This is a genomic window from Vibrio sp. 10N.286.48.F5, from assembly GCF_041469785.1.
Lineage (GTDB): Bacteria > Pseudomonadota > Gammaproteobacteria > Enterobacterales > Vibrionaceae > Vibrio > Vibrio crassostreae_C.
In genome coordinates this window covers 155,670-174,344 of sequence record NZ_JBFRLG010000006.1, presented here as the reverse complement: position 1 = coordinate 174,344, position 18,675 = coordinate 155,670, and the positions used below count along the sequence as shown (strand labels likewise).

18 protein-coding genes are annotated in these 18,675 nt (G+C 43.5%); 9 read left to right on the top strand and 9 right to left on the bottom strand.

Features of this window, described 5'->3' with window-relative positions; all coding sequences use genetic code 11:
* Positions 1-151: 151 nt before the first annotated feature.
* Positions 152-826 (bottom strand): pyrimidine 5'-nucleotidase, encoded by a 675-nt coding sequence (yjjG, locus tag AB4185_RS06735; protein ID WP_372107258.1) that lies wholly within the window; start codon positions 824-826, stop codon positions 152-154.
* 234 nt (positions 827-1,060) lie between these two features.
* On the opposite strand from yjjG, the gene AB4185_RS06730 reads away from it, so the two are divergent.
* The 3 genes from AB4185_RS06730 to AB4185_RS06720 all read left to right on the top strand — a co-directional run bounded on the left by AB4185_RS06730 (position 1,061) and on the right by AB4185_RS06720 (position 3,741).
* A complete protein-coding gene (locus AB4185_RS06730) occupies positions 1,061-1,213 on the top strand; it encodes a hypothetical protein (protein ID WP_017060903.1) in 153 nt (50 codons plus the stop codon).
* A gap of 260 nt (positions 1,214-1,473) precedes the next feature.
* Positions 1,474-2,622, top strand: a complete 1,149-nt coding sequence (yiaY, locus tag AB4185_RS06725) for an L-threonine dehydrogenase (protein WP_017069430.1) — start codon at positions 1,474-1,476, stop codon at positions 2,620-2,622.
* 195 nt (positions 2,623-2,817) lie between these two features.
* On the top strand, positions 2,818-3,741 hold the full coding sequence (locus AB4185_RS06720; protein WP_029235256.1) for a hypothetical protein: 924 nt from the start codon (positions 2,818-2,820) through the stop codon (positions 3,739-3,741).
* Between the two features lie 104 nt (positions 3,742-3,845).
* On the opposite strand, the gene AB4185_RS06715 is transcribed toward AB4185_RS06720, so the two are convergent.
* The gene (locus AB4185_RS06715) at positions 3,846-4,280 is read right to left on the bottom strand and encodes a YccF domain-containing protein (protein ID WP_004730224.1); all 435 of its coding nucleotides are present in this window, start codon (positions 4,278-4,280) and stop codon (positions 3,846-3,848) included.
* Between the two features lie 247 nt (positions 4,281-4,527).
* On the opposite strand from AB4185_RS06715, the gene AB4185_RS06710 reads away from it, so the two are divergent.
* Positions 4,528-4,653, top strand: coding sequence for a hypothetical protein (locus tag AB4185_RS06710; protein ID WP_372100265.1), 126 nt, complete (start codon positions 4,528-4,530; stop codon positions 4,651-4,653).
* Between the two features lie 102 nt (positions 4,654-4,755).
* Here the strand turns inward: AB4185_RS06710 and AB4185_RS06705 are convergent, their stop codons facing one another.
* Positions 4,756-5,832, bottom strand: coding sequence for a low specificity L-threonine aldolase (locus AB4185_RS06705; protein ID WP_372135184.1), 1,077 nt, complete (start codon positions 5,830-5,832; stop codon positions 4,756-4,758).
* A gap of 306 nt (positions 5,833-6,138) precedes the next feature.
* On the opposite strand from AB4185_RS06705, the gene AB4185_RS06700 reads away from it, so the two are divergent.
* The 3 genes from AB4185_RS06700 to AB4185_RS06690 all read left to right on the top strand — a co-directional run bounded on the left by AB4185_RS06700 (position 6,139) and on the right by AB4185_RS06690 (position 10,446).
* Positions 6,139-6,756 (top strand): NAD(P)H-dependent oxidoreductase, encoded by a 618-nt coding sequence (locus AB4185_RS06700; protein WP_010428887.1) that lies wholly within the window; start codon positions 6,139-6,141, stop codon positions 6,754-6,756.
* Positions 6,756-8,678 carry a monovalent cation:proton antiporter-2 (CPA2) family protein gene (locus AB4185_RS06695; RefSeq protein ID WP_372100263.1) on the top strand — a complete coding sequence of 641 codons (1,923 nt, stop codon included), beginning with the start codon at positions 6,756-6,758 and terminating at the stop codon, positions 8,676-8,678. Before AB4185_RS06700 ends, AB4185_RS06695 begins: the two co-directional genes overlap by 1 nt.
* Before the next feature lie 541 nt (positions 8,679-9,219).
* Complete coding sequence (locus AB4185_RS06690; RefSeq protein WP_017067619.1) at positions 9,220-10,446, top strand: DUF819 domain-containing protein; 1,227 nt, start codon at positions 9,220-9,222, stop codon at positions 10,444-10,446.
* 128 nt (positions 10,447-10,574) lie between these two features.
* Here AB4185_RS06690 and tdh read toward each other — a convergent pair whose 3' ends face one another.
* Together tdh and AB4185_RS06680 are read right to left on the bottom strand one after the other, a co-directional pair.
* Positions 10,575-11,606, bottom strand: coding sequence for an L-threonine 3-dehydrogenase (gene tdh / locus AB4185_RS06685; protein ID WP_017059546.1), 1,032 nt, complete (start codon positions 11,604-11,606; stop codon positions 10,575-10,577).
* A 110-nt stretch (positions 11,607-11,716) separates the two neighbouring features.
* The gene (locus tag AB4185_RS06680; protein ID WP_017064793.1) at positions 11,717-12,910 is read right to left on the bottom strand and encodes a glycine C-acetyltransferase; all 1,194 of its coding nucleotides are present in this window, start codon (positions 12,908-12,910) and stop codon (positions 11,717-11,719) included.
* Between the two features lie 455 nt (positions 12,911-13,365).
* Here AB4185_RS06680 and AB4185_RS06675 point away from each other — a divergent pair, with 455 nt between their 5' ends.
* Together AB4185_RS06675 and AB4185_RS06670 are read left to right on the top strand one after the other, a co-directional pair.
* Positions 13,366-14,298, top strand: a complete 933-nt coding sequence (locus AB4185_RS06675) for a LysR family transcriptional regulator (protein ID WP_017059538.1) — start codon at positions 13,366-13,368, stop codon at positions 14,296-14,298.
* On the top strand, positions 14,298-14,681 hold the full coding sequence (locus tag AB4185_RS06670) for a VOC family protein (protein ID WP_102393573.1): 384 nt from the start codon (positions 14,298-14,300) through the stop codon (positions 14,679-14,681). Before AB4185_RS06675 ends, AB4185_RS06670 begins: the two co-directional genes overlap by 1 nt.
* A 111-nt stretch (positions 14,682-14,792) precedes the next feature.
* Here AB4185_RS06670 and AB4185_RS06665 read toward each other — a convergent pair whose 3' ends face one another.
* The 4 genes from AB4185_RS06665 to AB4185_RS06650 form a co-directional block, all read right to left on the bottom strand.
* Complete coding sequence (locus AB4185_RS06665) at positions 14,793-16,328, bottom strand: PepSY-associated TM helix domain-containing protein (RefSeq protein ID WP_372135182.1); 1,536 nt, start codon at positions 16,326-16,328, stop codon at positions 14,793-14,795.
* Positions 16,329-16,439: 111 nt separating this feature from the next.
* Positions 16,440-16,790, bottom strand: a complete 351-nt coding sequence (locus AB4185_RS06660) for a hypothetical protein (RefSeq protein WP_017064798.1) — start codon at positions 16,788-16,790, stop codon at positions 16,440-16,442.
* 301 nt (positions 16,791-17,091) lie between these two features.
* Positions 17,092-17,487, bottom strand: a complete 396-nt coding sequence (locus tag AB4185_RS06655; RefSeq protein WP_017059534.1) for a cytochrome b562 — start codon at positions 17,485-17,487, stop codon at positions 17,092-17,094.
* Between the two features lie 144 nt (positions 17,488-17,631).
* On the bottom strand, positions 17,632-18,378 hold the full coding sequence (locus AB4185_RS06650) for a phosphatase (RefSeq protein WP_017059533.1): 747 nt from the start codon (positions 18,376-18,378) through the stop codon (positions 17,632-17,634).
* Positions 18,379-18,675: the final 297 nt, after the last annotated feature.

The window sequence follows — 18,675 nt, the reverse complement described above, 5'->3', positions numbered from 1 at the left end:
TAATCAAAGCGAGCTTAAAGCAAAGGTAGGCTTAAACGCCACTATCGATAAGTTGCAGTAAGTAAAAATAAGTAGCCGAGCACATAACTGTACTCGGCTATCAATCATTCACTCAAAAATCTAAAAGCAATTAGCAATTAGCAATTAGCAATTATGCTAGTAAAAGAGCTTGCAGGTCAGCCAGAGACTTAACCTGATAATGAGGGTTAATTCCGGCTGGCGTTGCCTTTTCTTGACTATTTAACCAACAGGTTTCAATACCAAAATCTAATCCGCCTAGAATATCGGAATGTGGGTTATCTCCGACCATCAATACTCGTTGCTTAGATGGTAACCCGATCAGCTTATGGGCATATTCAAAAATTTGTGCATCCGGTTTGGCTACCCCAACCTCTTCAGAAATTATCACGTGCTCAAAGTAATCCGTCATTCCTGTACGCTCTAAACGAATTGACTGCAGCTCTGTAAAACCGTTAGTGATGATGCCCATGTTCACTTTGCCTTTTAAAGACTCCATCAACTCTTGTGCACCCGGTAATAAAGAGCAGATATCCGCCATCGCTGTTAAGAATGCACTGTTTAAAGCAGCGGTTGTTGTCTCTAATTTCTCAGCCCAGCTTTCGAAGCGCGTGTGTTTCAGTTGATCAGCCGTAATGCGACCATCTTGATAGTCTACCCATAGTGGTAAATTAACCTCTTGGTAAACCGAATAATCCTGTTCACTAAAGTCCACACCAAAACGGGAGAACATCAGCTTCATTCCTTGAAAAGCATCAAAGTGGAACAAGGTTTCATCCGCATCAAAGAATATCCAATCGTACTTCATTTTCTGTCCTGTTATTCGCGTTGTTGAGCAGTGCTGTGTTTGTTTTTATCGTAGTTTTGCTTAATTTTTCTCTTCGCCTTGTAGGCTGGCAATCACTTTACTCGTAAATCTGTGAGCCTGTATATAAATCTAATAATTTATAGAAAACAAGCCGCAAGTCATGATGTATCGCAAATTTTGCCACATATTAAACCAATACCATACAATAAATACACTTAGGTACCGGGAGGTACTATGAAGCACTTTTTACCATCGTCTGTCATGCTTACCCCTTTTCTTGTCAAATACTATGACGAGGAGTCAGAAGACACGCTTGATTCTGAAGAGTCACAAGAACCTGAAATTGAATGCAGCGATGACTCAGATAAAACGTCGACACCAGCCTAACTAGAAGAGTTTTCAATGAAAAACCTTATTTTTCATTGTTATAGAGCTCCATACTGTCTCTAATTTAGTCGATTTATCGCGATCTATTACTGACAATCAACACAGCCAAAAACCATGAAAACGATTGCTATATGAGCCCTATCACAACGACTAGCCACAAAGTGGTAGTTCGAATTCAAAGTTGTTCCAGATCAATGGTCGACCACTTGAATGCCGACAACATGTAGGAAATTAAAAATCATAATTAACGGAGTTTTCCAATGTCTACTGCATTTTACATCCCTACAATCAACTTCATGGGTACTGGCTGTCTGAAGGATGCTGCTGATAGTATTCAGTCTCAAGGCTTTAAAAAAGGTCTGATCGTAACTGATAAGATCTTGAATCAAATTGGTGTAGTTAAGCAGGTACAAGACCTTCTTAGCCAGCGTGGCGTAGACGCAGTTGTATTCGACGGCACTCAACCAAACCCAACCATCACTAACGTGAACGATGGTCTAGAATTGCTGACTGACAACGATTGTGATTTTGTTGTTTCTCTAGGTGGCGGTTCTCCACACGACTGTGCAAAAGGTATCGCTCTGGTTGCTTCTAACGGCGGCAAGATTGCAGATTACGAAGGTGTCGATCAATCTGAAAAACCGATGATGCCTCTTATCGCTATCAACACGACTGCGGGCACCGCTTCAGAAATGACACGTTTCTGCATCATCACTGATGAAGAGCGCCACATTAAGATGGCTATCGTTGATAAGCACACAACACCGCTTATTTCAGTAAACGATCCTGAACTAATGCTTGCTAAGCCTGCATCACTGACTGCTGCAACAGGTATGGATGCGCTAACACACGCAATCGAAGCTTACGTTTCTATCGCAGCGACACCAATTACAGACGCTGTAGCGATTAAAGCCATTGAACTTGTACAAGCTCACCTAAGAACGGCAGTAGCGCACGGCGAAGACATTGAAGCACGTGAACAAATGGCTTACGCACAGTTCATGGCGGGTATGGCGTTCAACAACGCGTCACTAGGTTATGTTCATGCGATGGCGCATCAGCTAGGCGGCTTCTACGATCTTCCACACGGTGTGTGTAATGCTATCTTGCTACCACACGTTCAACGCTACAACGCGCAAGTTTGTCCTGAGCGTCTACGTGATGTTGCAAAAGCAATGGGCGTTAACGTTGAAGGTATGTCACCAGAGCAAGGTGCAGAAGCTGCGATCGAAGCAATTGTTCAACTAGCAAATGACGTGAACATCCCAACAGGTATCGCGCAACTTGGTGCGAAGCTAGAAGATATCCCTACGCTGTCTGACAACGCACTGAAAGACGCATGTGGTTTTACTAATCCTAAACAAGCGACCCACGAAGAAATCTCTGCGATTTTCGAAGCGGCAATGTAATCTGCCATTAAGTCACTTATAAACTTATCGACAAACGGGCTCACCTACTGAGCCCGTTTTCTTTACCTGCCATATGTTATTCAAGTCTCTGTTTTGAATAGCCACTGATTAAGATAAATCTCTTTAAAAGTCGCATTGTCATAACTGCTTAGTTATAGTCAAACTATTGATACATAGAATGACAAACAGGTTCCATTGAGTCGTTGGATAGTTAACTCCTCATTATTAGCATCGCTCGTTTCCCACTCTGCCTTCGCGGAGGAACAGGATGAGTGTCACAGCCAACCGTTAGAAGACACGCGCGTCGAAAAAGCTTACCACTACCTAAACAGCAAGTTTTGTCAGCCCGCAATATGGTTCGATAACTTCTTTGTGGATGACCGTATTACCGAGGACGCCAGAGCCGGAACCTCTGTACGTTGGTATAATGATTTCATCTATTCTGAGGGCGGTGACGTGGATTATTCCACCAAGCTCAACGCACGCCTGCATTTACCCTTTGTCAGCAAAAGGCTTAAGCTAATCTACGAGTCTGTTGGCGATGAAGAATTCTTAGACTTCTTCCCACAAGATTCTGAAGAGTTAGAGAATGCACTTGGCCTTCGTTATGACGCCTATGCCAAGGGTTACAGTAGTTTCAATATCAAAGCGACATTACGCCCAAGAATAGAGGCTCGCTATCGTTTTACCTACCCGCTCACCACAGATGCAGTATTCAGGCTGACCCAACGTGTATATCAAGAAAAACAAGAGACTGGTGAGATCACCGACATCGACTTTGATCTTTCTTTAAGTGATGATTTCTTGGCTCGATGGTCAAGCTTTGCAGGATATAACGACGACCTTAAAGGTTGGAACTATGGTACAGGGCTAACCTTGTATCACTACCTTGCCCAAGACCAAGCACTTCAATATAGCGCCACGATTAATGCAACGGATGAGCCTCATAATCATTACGAATACGCTCAGGTTTCGGTTACCTACCGACAAAACGTATGGAAAGAGTGGCTGTTCTACGAACTCATCCCTCGTTATCAATGGGAACGAGAACCTCATGAGAAACACACCGAAGAAGCCAACATCACCCTTAGGCTTGAAGTCTTGTTCAACAATGTCTAGTGAGTGTTTGTGAGATTGGGGCATCGTTAGATAGAAAACGAGGCACAAAAAAGCACATCATGTGATGTGCTTTTTCAGTTCTATATAAGGCTTAAACTGTAGTCTTAACCCTTGTAGTTTCTTACTCGTGCCGCTTCTGCTTCACGCTTGTCGACAACGGTTTTACCGATTGGCGCCAATGAGATAACCGCGAGCTTAAGGTGCTGAATCGCAAACGGAATACCTATAATAGTAATGAAACACGCTACTGCTGACATGATGTGACCAATCGCCAACCAGATCCCCGCAAATAAGAACCAAATAACGTTACCAATCACACCTAGCGGGCTCGTGCCGATGTCCATTTCATTGGTTAGCTCATCACGCGAAATCGCTTCCTGACCAAATGGGAAGAATGAGAAGTTACCCATAACAAAACATGCTCTACCCCATGGAATACCAACGATGGTTAGGAATGCGAGCAGTCCGAAGAACCACCAAGCTAGTCCCATAAATACGCCACCGAACAGAAACCAAATGATGTTTCCTATTGTTTTCATTCTGTATTCTCCAAATCTTTGAATGCTATTTATTTAATATGCCGAGTAAGGCAATGATTGTTGTAATAGGTTCATTATTGTTGAACCTTTATGAACCGTTTATGAATCACTTACATTTTATGTGATTGATATACACCACGGTTCTCTAAATCTACATAGGGCTAAACCCATTTATTTGATACCATACACTTAGATTTTTAGTACCAAAAAGCTAAACAGACTCAACAACGAATTTAAGGCCGAATTTATGAATAACACTGAGCAACCTAAAAAGAAAATGAAAAACTGGGTGCCAATCGCCTTCTTCGGACTTCTCAGCACTGTTCCAGTGTTCATGTTCTTAGTTGATGTGTACATCAACCAGTATATGTAACAGAGCCGGACATCCTAGCTATATAAATGGATATAAGAACCCTTTCCTGTATCCATTTCAGTTCCAATTAGATCAGTTCTTCTTCAGCCAGCTCTTCGTTAATCAAATCAGCTCTTCGCTAATAAAATCTAGAATGTCTATCAGCTCATGATCAGGCAAATTTAGTAGGTTATCCCCTACATACCATTCAATCTTACATTGGTTTGGCAACTCACTGATCGCTGGGTTTCCTATCCAAATCTTGTGTTTCTTCGCTATGTTATCTCTCACAATAATGCCGTCTTCATAGCTCACAGGTAAATAGAGGTGAAGCATGTTGACCTGCGGTTGTTGCGGGTTAATCGTAAACTGAGGGTAATCTTGTAGGATTTGATAAACCTGTTTGGTGCGTTCGTATAAAGCAGGCATCAGTTCTAATCGCTCATCAAACTGCATTGCTGCCGAAACCACGTAAGGCGTGCGATGATAAACATTTCCGCCCTGACGCTTCATCCATGCCGACGCTTTTGCTACGAAAGCCTTGTCACCTAATAAGAGTGACCCCCCAAGACCGTTTAACCCTTTGTACAGCGAAACATAAGCCGTATCGAACCCCTTAGCAATCTCGCTGTATGGCTTTTGATAATACGCGCCGCACTCCCACAAACGCGCACCATCCATATGCAGATGAATCGATTGTTCTTTGCAGTACTGTTTAATCGCCTCAAGCTCTTCCCATTCGGGTAACTGCCCACCAATTTCTCGCATCGGCAGTTCATATAATGCGGCTGCGATTTCATCAGGCCATGCCTTTAAGTCATCGACATTCCAAGTGCGGAATACGTTACCGACAGGAAGAACACTAAAACGATTTTGAAGCTGATACCCTTGGCGTTCATGGCGCATAATATGACTCGATTCATGCATCGCTACTAGTGGGTTTCTTTTCTCTTGGCACGCAATTTCTAATGCTGTTGGTTGATTCATGGTGCCAGTAATAACAAACACAGCCGCTTCATAACCGAGCAGATCTGCCACTTTCTTTTCAAAACTCTCAATAAACTCGCCATCACCGTAGCTATCGTGAGTAACATTATTTGTTTCACACCAGTGAGCCATCTGAGCGAATGTTTGTGCCGGAGTTGGTTCTAAGTGACCAGAAAGCAAAAAATCACATTGTTGACGCAGATCTGTACTCATACTCTTTCCTTTATTCGTTATCATTGTATGAAAAGTTGTCGAATGGTTTCGTTCTAACGTTAAGGTGACATAAAGTAAAAATGTTAGCTTTTATTATTAACGAATATTTAGTTTTACAAGCTCATATCCTTTCGAAGTATTGAATTGTATAAACAATACAGTGCCTTAAAACAAGGTAAACTATACGAAATGAGATAATGAAAAAACAATCACTATTAGCTAATTCGTTGTTCTTCAAGCATTCTTCTATTATTGTATATCTATAATCCCAATAGGTATTATTCGTTTATATACAAAGAGGGCTATATGTCGAAAAATCGAGTTTTAGTGCTATTCGCACACCCTTCTCAACATCGTTCTGAAGCAAACAAACCGTTATTTGAGCAAGCAAAACGCGTTGACGGTGTCACGTGCGTCGACCTCTATGCCGAATATCCAACGTTCAAGATCAGCATCGATCGTGAGCAAAAACGCCTATTGGACCATGACATCATCATTTTTCAGTTCCCCTTATATTGGTACTCCACACCGGCAATTCTCAAAGAGTGGCAAGATCTCGTTCTAGAGTATGGCTTCGCCTATGGAACCGATGGCAACGAGTTACAAGGTAAGAGCTTACTGTGTTGCATCACTGCTGGCGGTAAAAAGGATGCTTACCAAAGTGATGGCTACAACCACTTCACTATTCGAGAACTGCTTCACCCAATTGAACAAACCGCGTCTTTATGTGGGATGAACTATCTTGCGCCTTTTGCGCTTTTTGGATCTCGTACCGCTTTAGAAGAAAACCGTATTCAACAACATGTCGATAGCTACAGAACGCTTTTACAGGCCTTGGTTGCAGGTGATATCAACATCAAAAGAGCCAACAAGGCAGAAAAGTTGAACCATATTGTGGAAGAATTGATGGCAGAGGTTAAATAATGACGGGATACTTTCTACAAGCATTTATCTATTTAATTGCAGCCGTGATTGCGGTCCCTATTGCCAAAAGACTTGGACTTGGATCAGTTCTCGGCTACTTAATCGCTGGCGTTGTGATTGGTCCCATCATTGGATTGGTTGGCGAAGAGACAACAACCATCCAGCACTTTGCCGAGTTCGGTGTAGTGATGATGCTGTTCTTAGTCGGGCTTGAACTTGAACCTAAGATGCTATGGGCGATGAGAAACCGATTGATGGGGCTTGGTGGCCTTCAAGTTGGTGGTACGACCGCTATCGTGATGGGAATTGCACAGTTCTTTGGTCAACCTTGGACGATTGCTTTAACTATCGGTTTGATCTTTGCGCTTTCATCGACAGCCATTGTTCTACAAACGTTCAATGAGAAAGGCCTGTCTAAAACGGAAGGCGGTAAAAACGCTTTCTCGGTACTTTTGTTCCAAGATATTGCCGTTATCCCAATGCTGGCGTTCATCCCTTGGTTGGCTCTTCCTGAATTGGTTGCTTTGGCAGAAAGTGCCGCCCAAACCGCTGCACACCATGATGAACTCAGTTTAGTTGCAGGTTTGCCAAGTTGGGCATACGGACTTGTTATTACGGCTTCAATTGCGATTGTGGTCGTCGGTGGACATTATCTAAGTCGGCCACTGTTTCGTTTTGTTGCGAGCTCTGGCTTACGCGAGATCTTCACTGCAACTGCACTGATGTTGGTGATTGGTATTGCCGCGCTAATGAGCCTTGTTGGTTTGTCGCCTGCCCTAGGTACTTTCTTAGCAGGTGTGGTACTTGCCAACAGTGAGTTCAGGCACGAACTGGAATCTAACATCGACCCGTTTAAAGGGTTATTGCTTGGATTGTTCTTTATCACGGTAGGCGCAGGTATCAACTTTGGCGTTCTATTTAACGATTTCGCACTCATCATTGGCTTAACTCTTGGCGTGATGGCGCTGAAAGCCTTGGTGTTGTTTACACTGGCTTTAATCTTCAGAATCAAAAACAGCGACCGCTGGCTATTTACATTGAGCTTGGCTCAAGCGGGGGAATTTGGTTTTGTACTACTCAGCTTCTCAGCACAGAACCATGTATTACCTGCGGATATTGTTCAAACACTATCACTGGTTGTTGCCCTCTCTATGTTCTTAACTCCTGGTCTGTTCATTCTGTTTGATAAAGTGATACTTCCTCGTTACGAGCAAAAGTCTAACGATCGCGAAGAAGATACCATCGAAGAGAAAGGCACGGTGATCATTGCTGGTATTGGCCGATTCGGTCAGATTGTTAACCGCTTATTGGTATCGAATGATGTCAATACTGTGGTTTTGGATCATCAAGCTAATCAAGTCGACTTGCTACGTTCAATCAACATCAAATCTTACTTTGGTGATGCGACTCGTCATGATTTATTACATACCGCTGGTATCGAAGAAGCCGCAATGTTGGTTGTGGCTATCGACAACCAAGACTCAAGTGTTGAATTGGTCAAATACGTTAAACACAACTACCCTAAAGTGAAAATCTTAGCGCGTGCATTCGACCGTGGTCATAGTTATCGCCTAAGAGAAGCAGGTGCAGACTTCGTGGAATCAGAGACCTACCATTCTGCTCTTGAAATGGGTGCAGAAGCCTTGCGTTCTTTGGGTCATCACCCATTCTTCGTTGAACAACAGAAATCGACGTATCAACGTGTTGAAAGCCGTAAGTCTGAAAAGCTCTACCAAGCTTGGTCTGAAGCGGAAGAGAACCCGCGCTACGACAACAACTACCGACAAATCTTCATTCACCTTGAAGAAGCAATGAAAGAAGATATGAAAAAAGACCGTTCAGACAAGCACTCTCGATCTGAACGTGGTTGGACACCGCCACCGAAAGGCTATGCAGATGGCTTTGAGGAAGAAGAGTCCTAAGCAGAACTCTAAATAACGGCGCTAGATAACCATACTAGGCAACCATCAAAAGCGGCTATTTAGGCCGCTTTTTCTTTCATTGAACCCCTACAAAACGTCAAATGAGCATGAGTAGCGGGTGCTAGAACTCGTAATCCGAAAGATTTATGTGATCTAGCTAAAATTTTTAATTTCTGACCACATGGCAAAAGTGAATTCACTTTTTACATTATTGAAACATTCCAACCTCGCATAAACCACACCATAAACATGGCTATATATGCACTCATTTAAGTCGTTCAATCATCGCCCCAATTCATAGCGACCACCCTCTAAAGCTTGAGTTACATTGCATATATCTAAATACGCTGCAAAACCCCTAACAGATTCATTCATCAATCAAATAAATAACGCACGACATTCACAAATTCAACCCGTTAAAATTAACATAAACATTTCAAAACATGTCTATTGTTACAATTTGTAACGAATAGCGATTATCGGTATAGTCCTGCAATTCAAAAAGTGAGACCTCTGCGCTCACCTTAAAGGAGATATAATAATGATTACTAATGATGCTGTAATAATGGGCATGTTAGCTGTTATTCTTGGCGGTGTTTTTATCACGGAAAGTAGCCAAAATAGCGCACTGAAAAAATTCTACTCGTTCGTTCCGGGTCTATTGCTTTGTTACTTTGTTCCCTCTTTATTAAACAGCTTCGGCATCATCGACGCATCAAACTCAAAGCTGTACTTTGTTGCAAGCCGTTACTTACTTCCGAGTGCACTCGTTCTACTGATCATCTCTGCAGATCTGCGCAAGATCTTTGGACTAGGTTCAAAAGCCGTCATCATGTTCCTAACCGGTACTGTCGGTATTATCATTGGCGGCCCATTGGCTATCTTGATCATCGACCAAATAAATCCTGGCCTTGTATCGGGTGATGTATGGCGTGGTCTAACAACGGTGGCTGGTTCTTGGATCGGCGGCGGTGCAAACCAAGCTGCAATGAAAGAAGTGTTCGAGGTTGATGACCAACTCTTCTCTGCAATGATTACGGTTGATGTTATCTGTGCCAATATTTGGATGGCAATATTGCTTATCATGGCAGGTCGTCAGAAGAAGATTGATGCATGGTTAAAAGCCGATACTTCATCTATCGAAGACCTAAAAGAAACCGTATCTAAGTACCAAGAAGAAAACGCGCGTCCGACGACGACAACGGATCTAATGAAGATCACTGCGATTGCGTTTGGCCTTACGGGCTTAGCACACTTCTTTAGCGACATTATCGCACCATGGATCTCAACTAATGCTCCTGAACTGGCGCAATACAGCCTGACTTCTGGATTCTTCTGGTTAATCGTAATGGTGACTACGTTTGCACTCATTGCTTCATGCTTCAAATCAACACGCAGCCTTGAGCACAGTGGCGCATCTAAAGTAGGTTCAGCGTTCATCTACATCCTAGTTGCAACTATCGGTATGCAAATGGATGTGACAGCTATCTTAGACAACCCAGGTTACTTCTTCATTGGTATTACATGGTTAACTATCCATGCCCTTCTGATGATTGTAATGGCGAAGCTAATTCGTGCACCATTGTTCTTCATGGCTGTAGGTAGCCAAGCTAACGTAGGCGGTGCTGCATCGGCACCTATCGTCGCGGCTGCATTCCACCCAGCATTGGCACCAGTAGGTATCCTAATGGCGGTATTGGGTTACGCTCTCGGTACATACGGCGCTTACATCTGTGGCCTCATCATGCAGGCTGCTGCATTGGGTTAACAACTCATTGCTGTAAAAAATGGGCAACTGAACCTTGATCATATCGCCCATTTTCTTGAGTTCCGAGATGTAAAAAAGGCGACAGTAAAAACTGTCGCCTTTCTAATATCTTGTTACTCAGCTAAAGCTTATTCCCAATCAAGAATTACTTTACCAGACATACCAGAGCGCATCATGTCGAAGCCTTTCTGGAAATCGTCCACTTTGTAGTGGTGAGTAATGATTGGTGTTAGATCTAGGCCAGATTGGATCAATGAAGCCATCTTGTACCAAGTTTCGAACATCTCACGACCGTAGATACCTTTGATAACCAAGCCTTTAAAGATTACTTGGTTCCAGTCTACCGCCATGTCTGATGGTGGAATACCTAGTAGAGAGATCTTACCGCCGTGGTTCATGTTAGTTAGCATGCTATTGAACGCAGATGGGTTACCAGACATTTCTAGGCCTACATCGAAGCCTTCTGTCATGCCAAGATCAGACATTACGTCTTCAAGCTTCTCTTCCATCACGTTTACTGCGCGAGTCACACCCATTTTCTTAGCAAGATCTAGGCGGTATTCGTTTACGTCAGTGATTACAACGTGACGAGCACCAACGTGCTTAGCAACAGCTGCAGCCATGATACCGATTGGGCCAGCACCAGTAATTAGCACGTCTTCGCCAACTAGGTCGAAAGAAAGTGCTGTGTGTACTGCGTTACCAAACGGGTCAAAGATTGAAGCTAGATCGTCAGAGATTTCTGCAGGGATCTTAAATGCGTTGAACGCAGGAATCACAAGGAACTCAGAGAACGCACCAGTGCGGTTAACACCAACACCTGTTGTGTTACGACAAAGGTGAGTACGGCCGCCACGACAGTTACGACAGTGACCACATGTGATGTGACCTTCGCCAGATACACGGTCGCCGATTTCAAAACCACGAACTTCTTGGCCAATGCCAACAACTTCACCCACGTATTCGTGACCTACTACCATAGGTACTGGGATTGTGTTTTGTGACCACTCATCCCAGTTGTAGATATGTACGTCAGTACCACAAATTGCGGTTTTCTTAATACGAATAAGAAGATCATTATGACCCATTTCAGGTTTTTCAACCTCGGTCATCCAAATGCCTTCTTCAGGCTTTAGCTTAGAAAGTGCTTTAATTTTCATAATGTTACCTAGTTCATCTCGCCTAACTGTAAGGCGAGAATCAAAAATCTATATGTTCTACTGGGTGTTGTTCTATCCAATTAAAGGATGCTCGTGGCATCCCTTTAAAATTAGATGATACCCATGTCTTTACCAACTTGAATGAACGCATCGATTGCGCGGTCTAGTTGCTCACGAGAGTGTGCAGCAGACATTTGCGTACGGATACGAGCTTGACCTTTTGGTACTACAGGGAAAGAGAAACCTACAACGTAGATGCCTTTCTCTAGTGCGCGCTCAGCGAACTCAGCCGCTACTTTTGCATCACCAAGCATGATTGGGATGATTGCGTGGTCTGCACCGCCCATAGTGAAGCCAGCTTCTTCCATGCGAGTACGGAAGTGAGCAGAGTTTTCCCATAGTTGAGTACGTAGGTCGCCAGATTCCGCAAGAAGATCTAGAACGCGGATAGACGCAGATACGATTGCAGGAGCAACAGAGTTAGAGAATAGGTATGGACGAGAACGCTGACGTAGCCAGTCGATCACTTCTTTCTTACCAGAAGTGTAACCGCCTGAAGCGCCACCCATTGCTTTACCAAGAGTACCAGTGATGATATCGATACGGTCTACAACGTTGTGGAACTCGTGAGTACCCGCTCCGTTTTCGCCCATGAAGCCCACTGCGTGAGAGTCATCAACCATTACTAGTGCATCGTACTTGTCTGCAAGGTCACAGATAGCAGGAAGGTTAGCCACTACGCCGTCCATTGAGAACACACCGTCAGTTACGATTAGTGTGTGACGAGCGCCAGCTTCTTTAGCAGCGATAAGTTGCTGCTCTAGCTCTTCCATGTTGTTGTTCGAGTAACGGAAACGCATTGCTTTACACAGACGAACGCCATCGATGATAGATGCGTGGTTTAGTGCGTCAGAGATGATTGCGTCTTCTTTACCTAGAATTGTTTCGAACAAACCAGCGTTTGCATCAAAACAAGATGTGTAAAGGATAGTGTCTTCTTTACCTAGGAACGTAGAAAGCTTTTGCTCTAGTTCTTTGTGAGAATCTTGAGTACCACAGATGAAACGTACTGAAGCCATACCAAAACCGTGCTGATCCATACCATCTTTAGCTGCTTCGATAAGAGCTGGGTGGTTAGCAAGACCTAAGTAGTTGTTTGCACAGAAGTTTAGTACTTCTTCACCAGTCGAGATAGAAACCGCTGCTTTTTGTGCAGAAGTAATAATGCGCTCAGACTTGTAAAGACCTTCTTCTTTAACTTCTTCGATTTGAGTTTGAATCTGTTGGTAAAATGCAGAAGACATTGTCTCATTCCTTCCTAGTTATAATTTAGCAGCATCGCGCGCCGCTTTATGTAGGGATGTAAACGATCTCAACACGATCATTTACACTGTAAAACTTATGCCTATATTCTAGTTGAACATCCCCGTTCCGATTATCCCTTTAGTTGGAAAAACATTAATGAATCACAGGCACTAATAATAGTTCATCCCAGTGACATAGGGCACATTAACGCCCTTCACCTGCTTTTTTAAACGCCAAATTAGCTATAATTTCCGTCTAATTTCGCTTTCATATCAAATCTCAATTTTTCATCTCAGAATGCGCAGCAGCAACGCCGCTATACAGATGAGCTTCAAACACAACAACCTATCAGAGCAATCACGTCAATCAATTAATGAAATTGATTCACAAATCAAAGTAAATCGCTCACAATGACCATTAAGTTCATCGTTGAAACTAGCTTAACTGGATACTTATGATTAACCCAAAACTCATCGCCCTGCTTCCGGATCTCGCCTCGTTCATTTTGGTGGTTAACGAAGGTAGTTTTACGGCTGCAGCAAAACAGTTAGGCGTGACACCATCAGCCTTGAGTAAGCTCATCACCCGCTTGGAAAAAGCGCTATCGGTGAAACTGTTTGAGCGTACCACTCGTACCCTTATCATTACGCAAGCGGGTCAATTGGTTTATGATCAGAGTGTGGTGATGATCAACGCAGCGCAACAAGCCGTTGAACTGTCTACCTCCGACCATACCGAACCTGCAGGCTCGATAACGGTAGCGGCGCCTGAAGCCTTCTTGAATTCGGTATTGCAGCCTTTCGTTGTTCCATTCTTAAATCAGTATCCAGAAATCCAACTTAAATTGAGAGCGGCTGACGGCGACATCGATATTTTACGTCAAGGCATCGACATTGCTTTCCGCCTGACTGATAAGCCCGACGAAAGCTTAGTATTGAAAGAGTTAGGAAAAACAAACCTCGTGTTGTGTGCAAGCCCTGACTATTTAGATGCCAAGGGGATTCCTCACCACCCTACCGAGCTGTCTGAACACGACTGTTTGTATCTTGCAGAGACAGACAAAGATCACATTTGGGATTTTCTTAAAGATGATGAATTTCACACAGTACCCGTCAGTGGACGTTACGCAGTTAACCACTCGCAGATGCGACTGAAAGGTGTGAAAGAAGGTCTAGGCGTCGGTATTTTCCATGACTTCGTGATTCAAGATGCGTTGGCTGAAGGGTCTGTAGTACAAGTGTTGGAAGATTGGACCATCAAGAGTAATTACCATGGTGCGATTGCGATGCAGTTTGCTCAAACCAAGTACATGCCCGCTCGACTGCGTGTATTCATTGATTACGCCATGGAGCACTTAGGTGACAAGTTGGCAGGAGAAATAAACTGATGTTGAAAGGAATACACCACGCAGCCATAATCTGTTCAAACTACAACGCATCGAAGCACTTTTACACCGAGATTTTAAAACTTGAGATCATTGCCGAAAACTATCGAGAGGCTCGCCAGTCGTACAAACTTGATTTAGCGCTACCTAATGGTGCTCAGATAGAACTATTCAGCTTCCCTAACGCACCGGAAAGACCTAGCTTTCCTGAAGCTCAAGGGCTAAGACACTTAGCTTTTTGTGTTGATGACGTTCAACAAATCAAAAGCTATTTGGAAGAACAAAGAATCGAAGTCGAACAGATCCGAATTGATGAATTTACAGGTAAAGCATTTACTTTTTTTGCCGATCCTGACGGGCTTCCGTTAGAGCTTTATGAAATCTAGAGCTTTATCAAATATAGAGCTGTACAAGTCTAACGTCTTCTTAATAAACAGAGCATGTCATCTGAATAATGAAACTGACCTCCTGAAAAAGGAGGTCAGTTTGTATATCAATTAACTCAATGCCGTCTTGAATTTCTCAACGCGTGAAAATAGTAACCAATCCAGCAGCATTGCTGTCACGATCGTCGCTCCCGCCAGTGGAAACAGTACTGAAATAACTATCACGATCACTAAACCTGTCTTCCAAAGCCCTGCATCGCCAAACTTCGGTGGCGTGCCAAGCTTTCTTTGACCTGAAGGTCTACGTATCCACCACATCACACCGCCAGTCACGGACACAACAATGAACGCCAAACAAAACAAAGCATTTAGAAGCTTGTTAATGATGCTGATGTCACCTTGATGCAATGAAATACCTACCGCTAACGTTTTGGCAATGAAGTTATAATCTTGCCATGTCACCTCACCCAGAATACGACCTGAGTATTGGTCGAGGTGCGTAGTACGGTCCTGCGTTGGATCAATGATGTCACCGCCCATAGTGTTGGCTGTGACCGTGTAAACACCTGTTTCTGAACGCGGGAAATTCACCTTGTATCGTGTAAAGCCAAGTGAGTATGCTTTTTCAGTAACGTCATCAATGTCGAAGTTGCTTGCTGACAACACATGTTGAGAGTGATCTTCACCCATCTTAGAGTGATCATGAGGTTCCGTCGCCTCTTCCACATGATGAACGTGTTCTGCTGGCTTATCTTGAGACAAAGGCAATAGTGTTTGCTCCAAGTTCCAAGGTAGCTCTTCTTCTGAGCCATGGTTGAGGGAAGCGTGCGTCTTATCAGACAACGGAATATCGTCCCACATTTGAGCAGGGAAAGTGCTCCATGCTTGAACAAGCTTACCGCCCCAAAAACCTGTCCATGCCAATCCAGACAGAATAAACAACAACAGAACGAGCGATAACACACCTACAATGTTCGCATGCAGATCACGCATTAAAATACGCGTTCCTGAACCAAATCGAAGCTTAAGAAAACCAGCGCGGCTCGCGTTATCTCTAGGTAACCATAAGTAAATACCACTGATGAGCAACAGAATAGACAAGCTTATTGCGACTTCAATTAGATAATCACCCCAATCACCAATCAACAAAGTGCCGTGAATGTCATTCGCGAGTTGGTACAGGCTGTCGCTACGCGGAATCTCTCCGACCACTTCGCCCGTATATTGATTTACCGTGGCGAAGACCGATGTGCCGTCTACAAGTGCTACCGAAAAGCGGTTAGCCAGATCAGGAGCTTTGCTCGGAACAAACTGGGTAACCGAACCTTGTGGGTATTGAAGTTGTACTGCAGCTAACTGTTGTGACACTTTAATCGGCTCGCCCGATGCAACAATCTCTAGGGCTTCGTGGTGGAAAGTCAATTCGATTTCATCATCAAACAGCATCACCAAACCTGTAATGCTCAGCATTAACATAAACGGGATAACAAATAGCCCAGCATAGAAGTGCCAGCGCCATGTGAGGAAATAGAGGGTTTTATTGCGGTCTTTGCTTTTTATATTGGTTTCCGAACCGGTTGTTGCACTGCTTTTAGACTGCGAAGTTGCTTGTGCTTTCGCAGGGGTTTGAGATTCATTTCTCAACATTATAATTTCCTTTGACACACGCAAACATACCTTCTGAAAAATCAGAAAGTAATCTGAGCATGTTTAACTTCACTTAATACTTTATTTTTTAATTATTTTAATGGGTTAGGTTTAAGCAATAACAAAGGGAGGGCCGCGCGGGGCTTGCCTCGTGTAGCGTTCGCTTAGAGCCAAAAAAGCGTAGCTGTCGGAGACAATAGAACTCAGTCGAGTTGTCAGTAGTGTCGTGGGAAGTTCATCTTGGTGAAACGTGGAAAAATGGCTAAACGGACACGGCTTTCCTTTATGAGTATTAGGTTCGCCTTCTTCGATTTGAACCAATTCAAAGCCATTGACCGTACATAACGACGCCCATACTCCCGCACTATTACCATGAGCATTGATAACAGGCATTAATGTCACTAGCGCCCAGCTTAATGCTGTTGCAAGTAACATGAAGAAGTTGAACGAGGTTCGGCGCATTATTCCAAGTCTTTATAAATTTCCCTTATTATGAGGGACTTGGAATATAGGTAAACGTAAAGATTAACAGCAAGTTAAAAAATTGAAGCTAACGCACACTCTTTTTCGTTAAATACTGGTTACAACACTAAAACTAAGAAAGTAATACTCATCTCTTTGCAGCAGGCTTTCGATAAAAGAGACAATAAAAACGCCGCCTTACACCTTCCTCGAAAGAGGGTAATGTAAGGCGGCGTTTTAGAAATCGAATCTTGAGGTTTGCTCTTTGTTACCTATCTAGCAAACGTTCATGATTAACGAATTAACCGAAGATCTTGCTCCAGATGCTTGGGTTACGCTTCTCATGGTACTCTTCACGAAGGCCATCAATAGTACGAAGTTCTTGCTGTGCCGACGCTAAGTCACCTTGGTCTAGCTTCTGCTCAATGCTATCCAGTGATGCACTGATCTTTTTGAAGCCTTCCATGAAGTTGTCTTCTTTCTCGACTGGGTAAACACCCGTTTTCAGCTCTGCCACTAGCGTATCTAAACGAACGATAGGCTTTTGCATCTCTTCAATGCTTTGAGCTTCTGCCGCTTGTTTGAACGCAAGCTTCATTTCTTGCATGTTTTTCTTAAGGTCTACATTAGCAAATGCGTTGCCAGACAATACTGAAGCAGCGATTAAGCCAGATAAAAGGATTGAGCGAGTTTTCATTGTTTCTCCAAGTGAAGCGGTGTCTTTGAAGTTAGAGCCGTCATTACTGTGGCACTTCGACTTTATTATTTTCGGCTAGTGTATACAAAAATCTTTCAGGCACAAAAATTGATTGTGTCGAAATGCAAACCCGCCGACATTCTCTTAAACAAGATCTGAATATTCTGGGATTTCATTACGACCGCGCAAGGCCAAAAAGGCTAGGAACTGCTTTGGCGAATGGGTAATCACTTTACTCGAATCTACGCCCACTTCATCTAACAATGCTGCGACTAAGTCTAAGCCACCGACATCTAAACAGAAATGCGCATCGCTGCCTGTTGTAATAAATGCACCCTTCGCTTTCGCTATTCTTGCAATCTCATAGCAGCGGTCAACACTGCCAACTCGGCTATTGCCTTTGAGTGTGGTGTTGTTGATCTCAATCGCCACGTTGTTCTCAACCGCACATTGAATAACAGCTTCGAAATCGAAATCAAAATTAGGATTGCCTAAGTGACCAAGCGCATCAATTCGACCGCCCTTAATCACATTCAACAATGCTTCTGTATGGGTAGCGACATCCGATGGGCGAAATACTGGCTCATGAAAACTCGCGATCACCCAATCCAAGTTCTTATCCACACTCGGATGAATGTCGATTTCACCCTGTGTGTTCATGATGTTTGACTCAACACCTCGAATAATTGCGACATCTTCAATAAAACGAGGGAGCACACGCTGATTGCTGAAGAACCAATAGTGTGGCGCGCCCGGCATTGATTCTGAATGATCAGTAGTACAAAACATGGCTAAACCATTTTGCTTTGCCGACTTGGCGTTTTCGATCAATGTGCTGTAAGCATGACCACTTGCGTATGTGTGGGTGTGAGTATCTACTTTGAGTTCCATGAATCAATGCCCTCTTCGCTCGGTCAAAATACGTTTTTCAGAAAGTAACTCTGAATCTCTTTCAGGAAAAGAATACTTCAGAAAATGAATGCCTAATGGCAACAATTCGGCCAGTTTATCAGCTGAAAGTGACAATTAGCACCCAAACATAAAGGTTTATTACTGGTTCATTTACACGACACGGGAATACGTGGCTAACCAGAGCCAGCCAGCGCTTGGCCTTATCTAAGTAGAACCGCACACACTCGGTAATTGCGCCAATTTTTTGCAACCTACCCAAGTTCGTCAATACTTAAA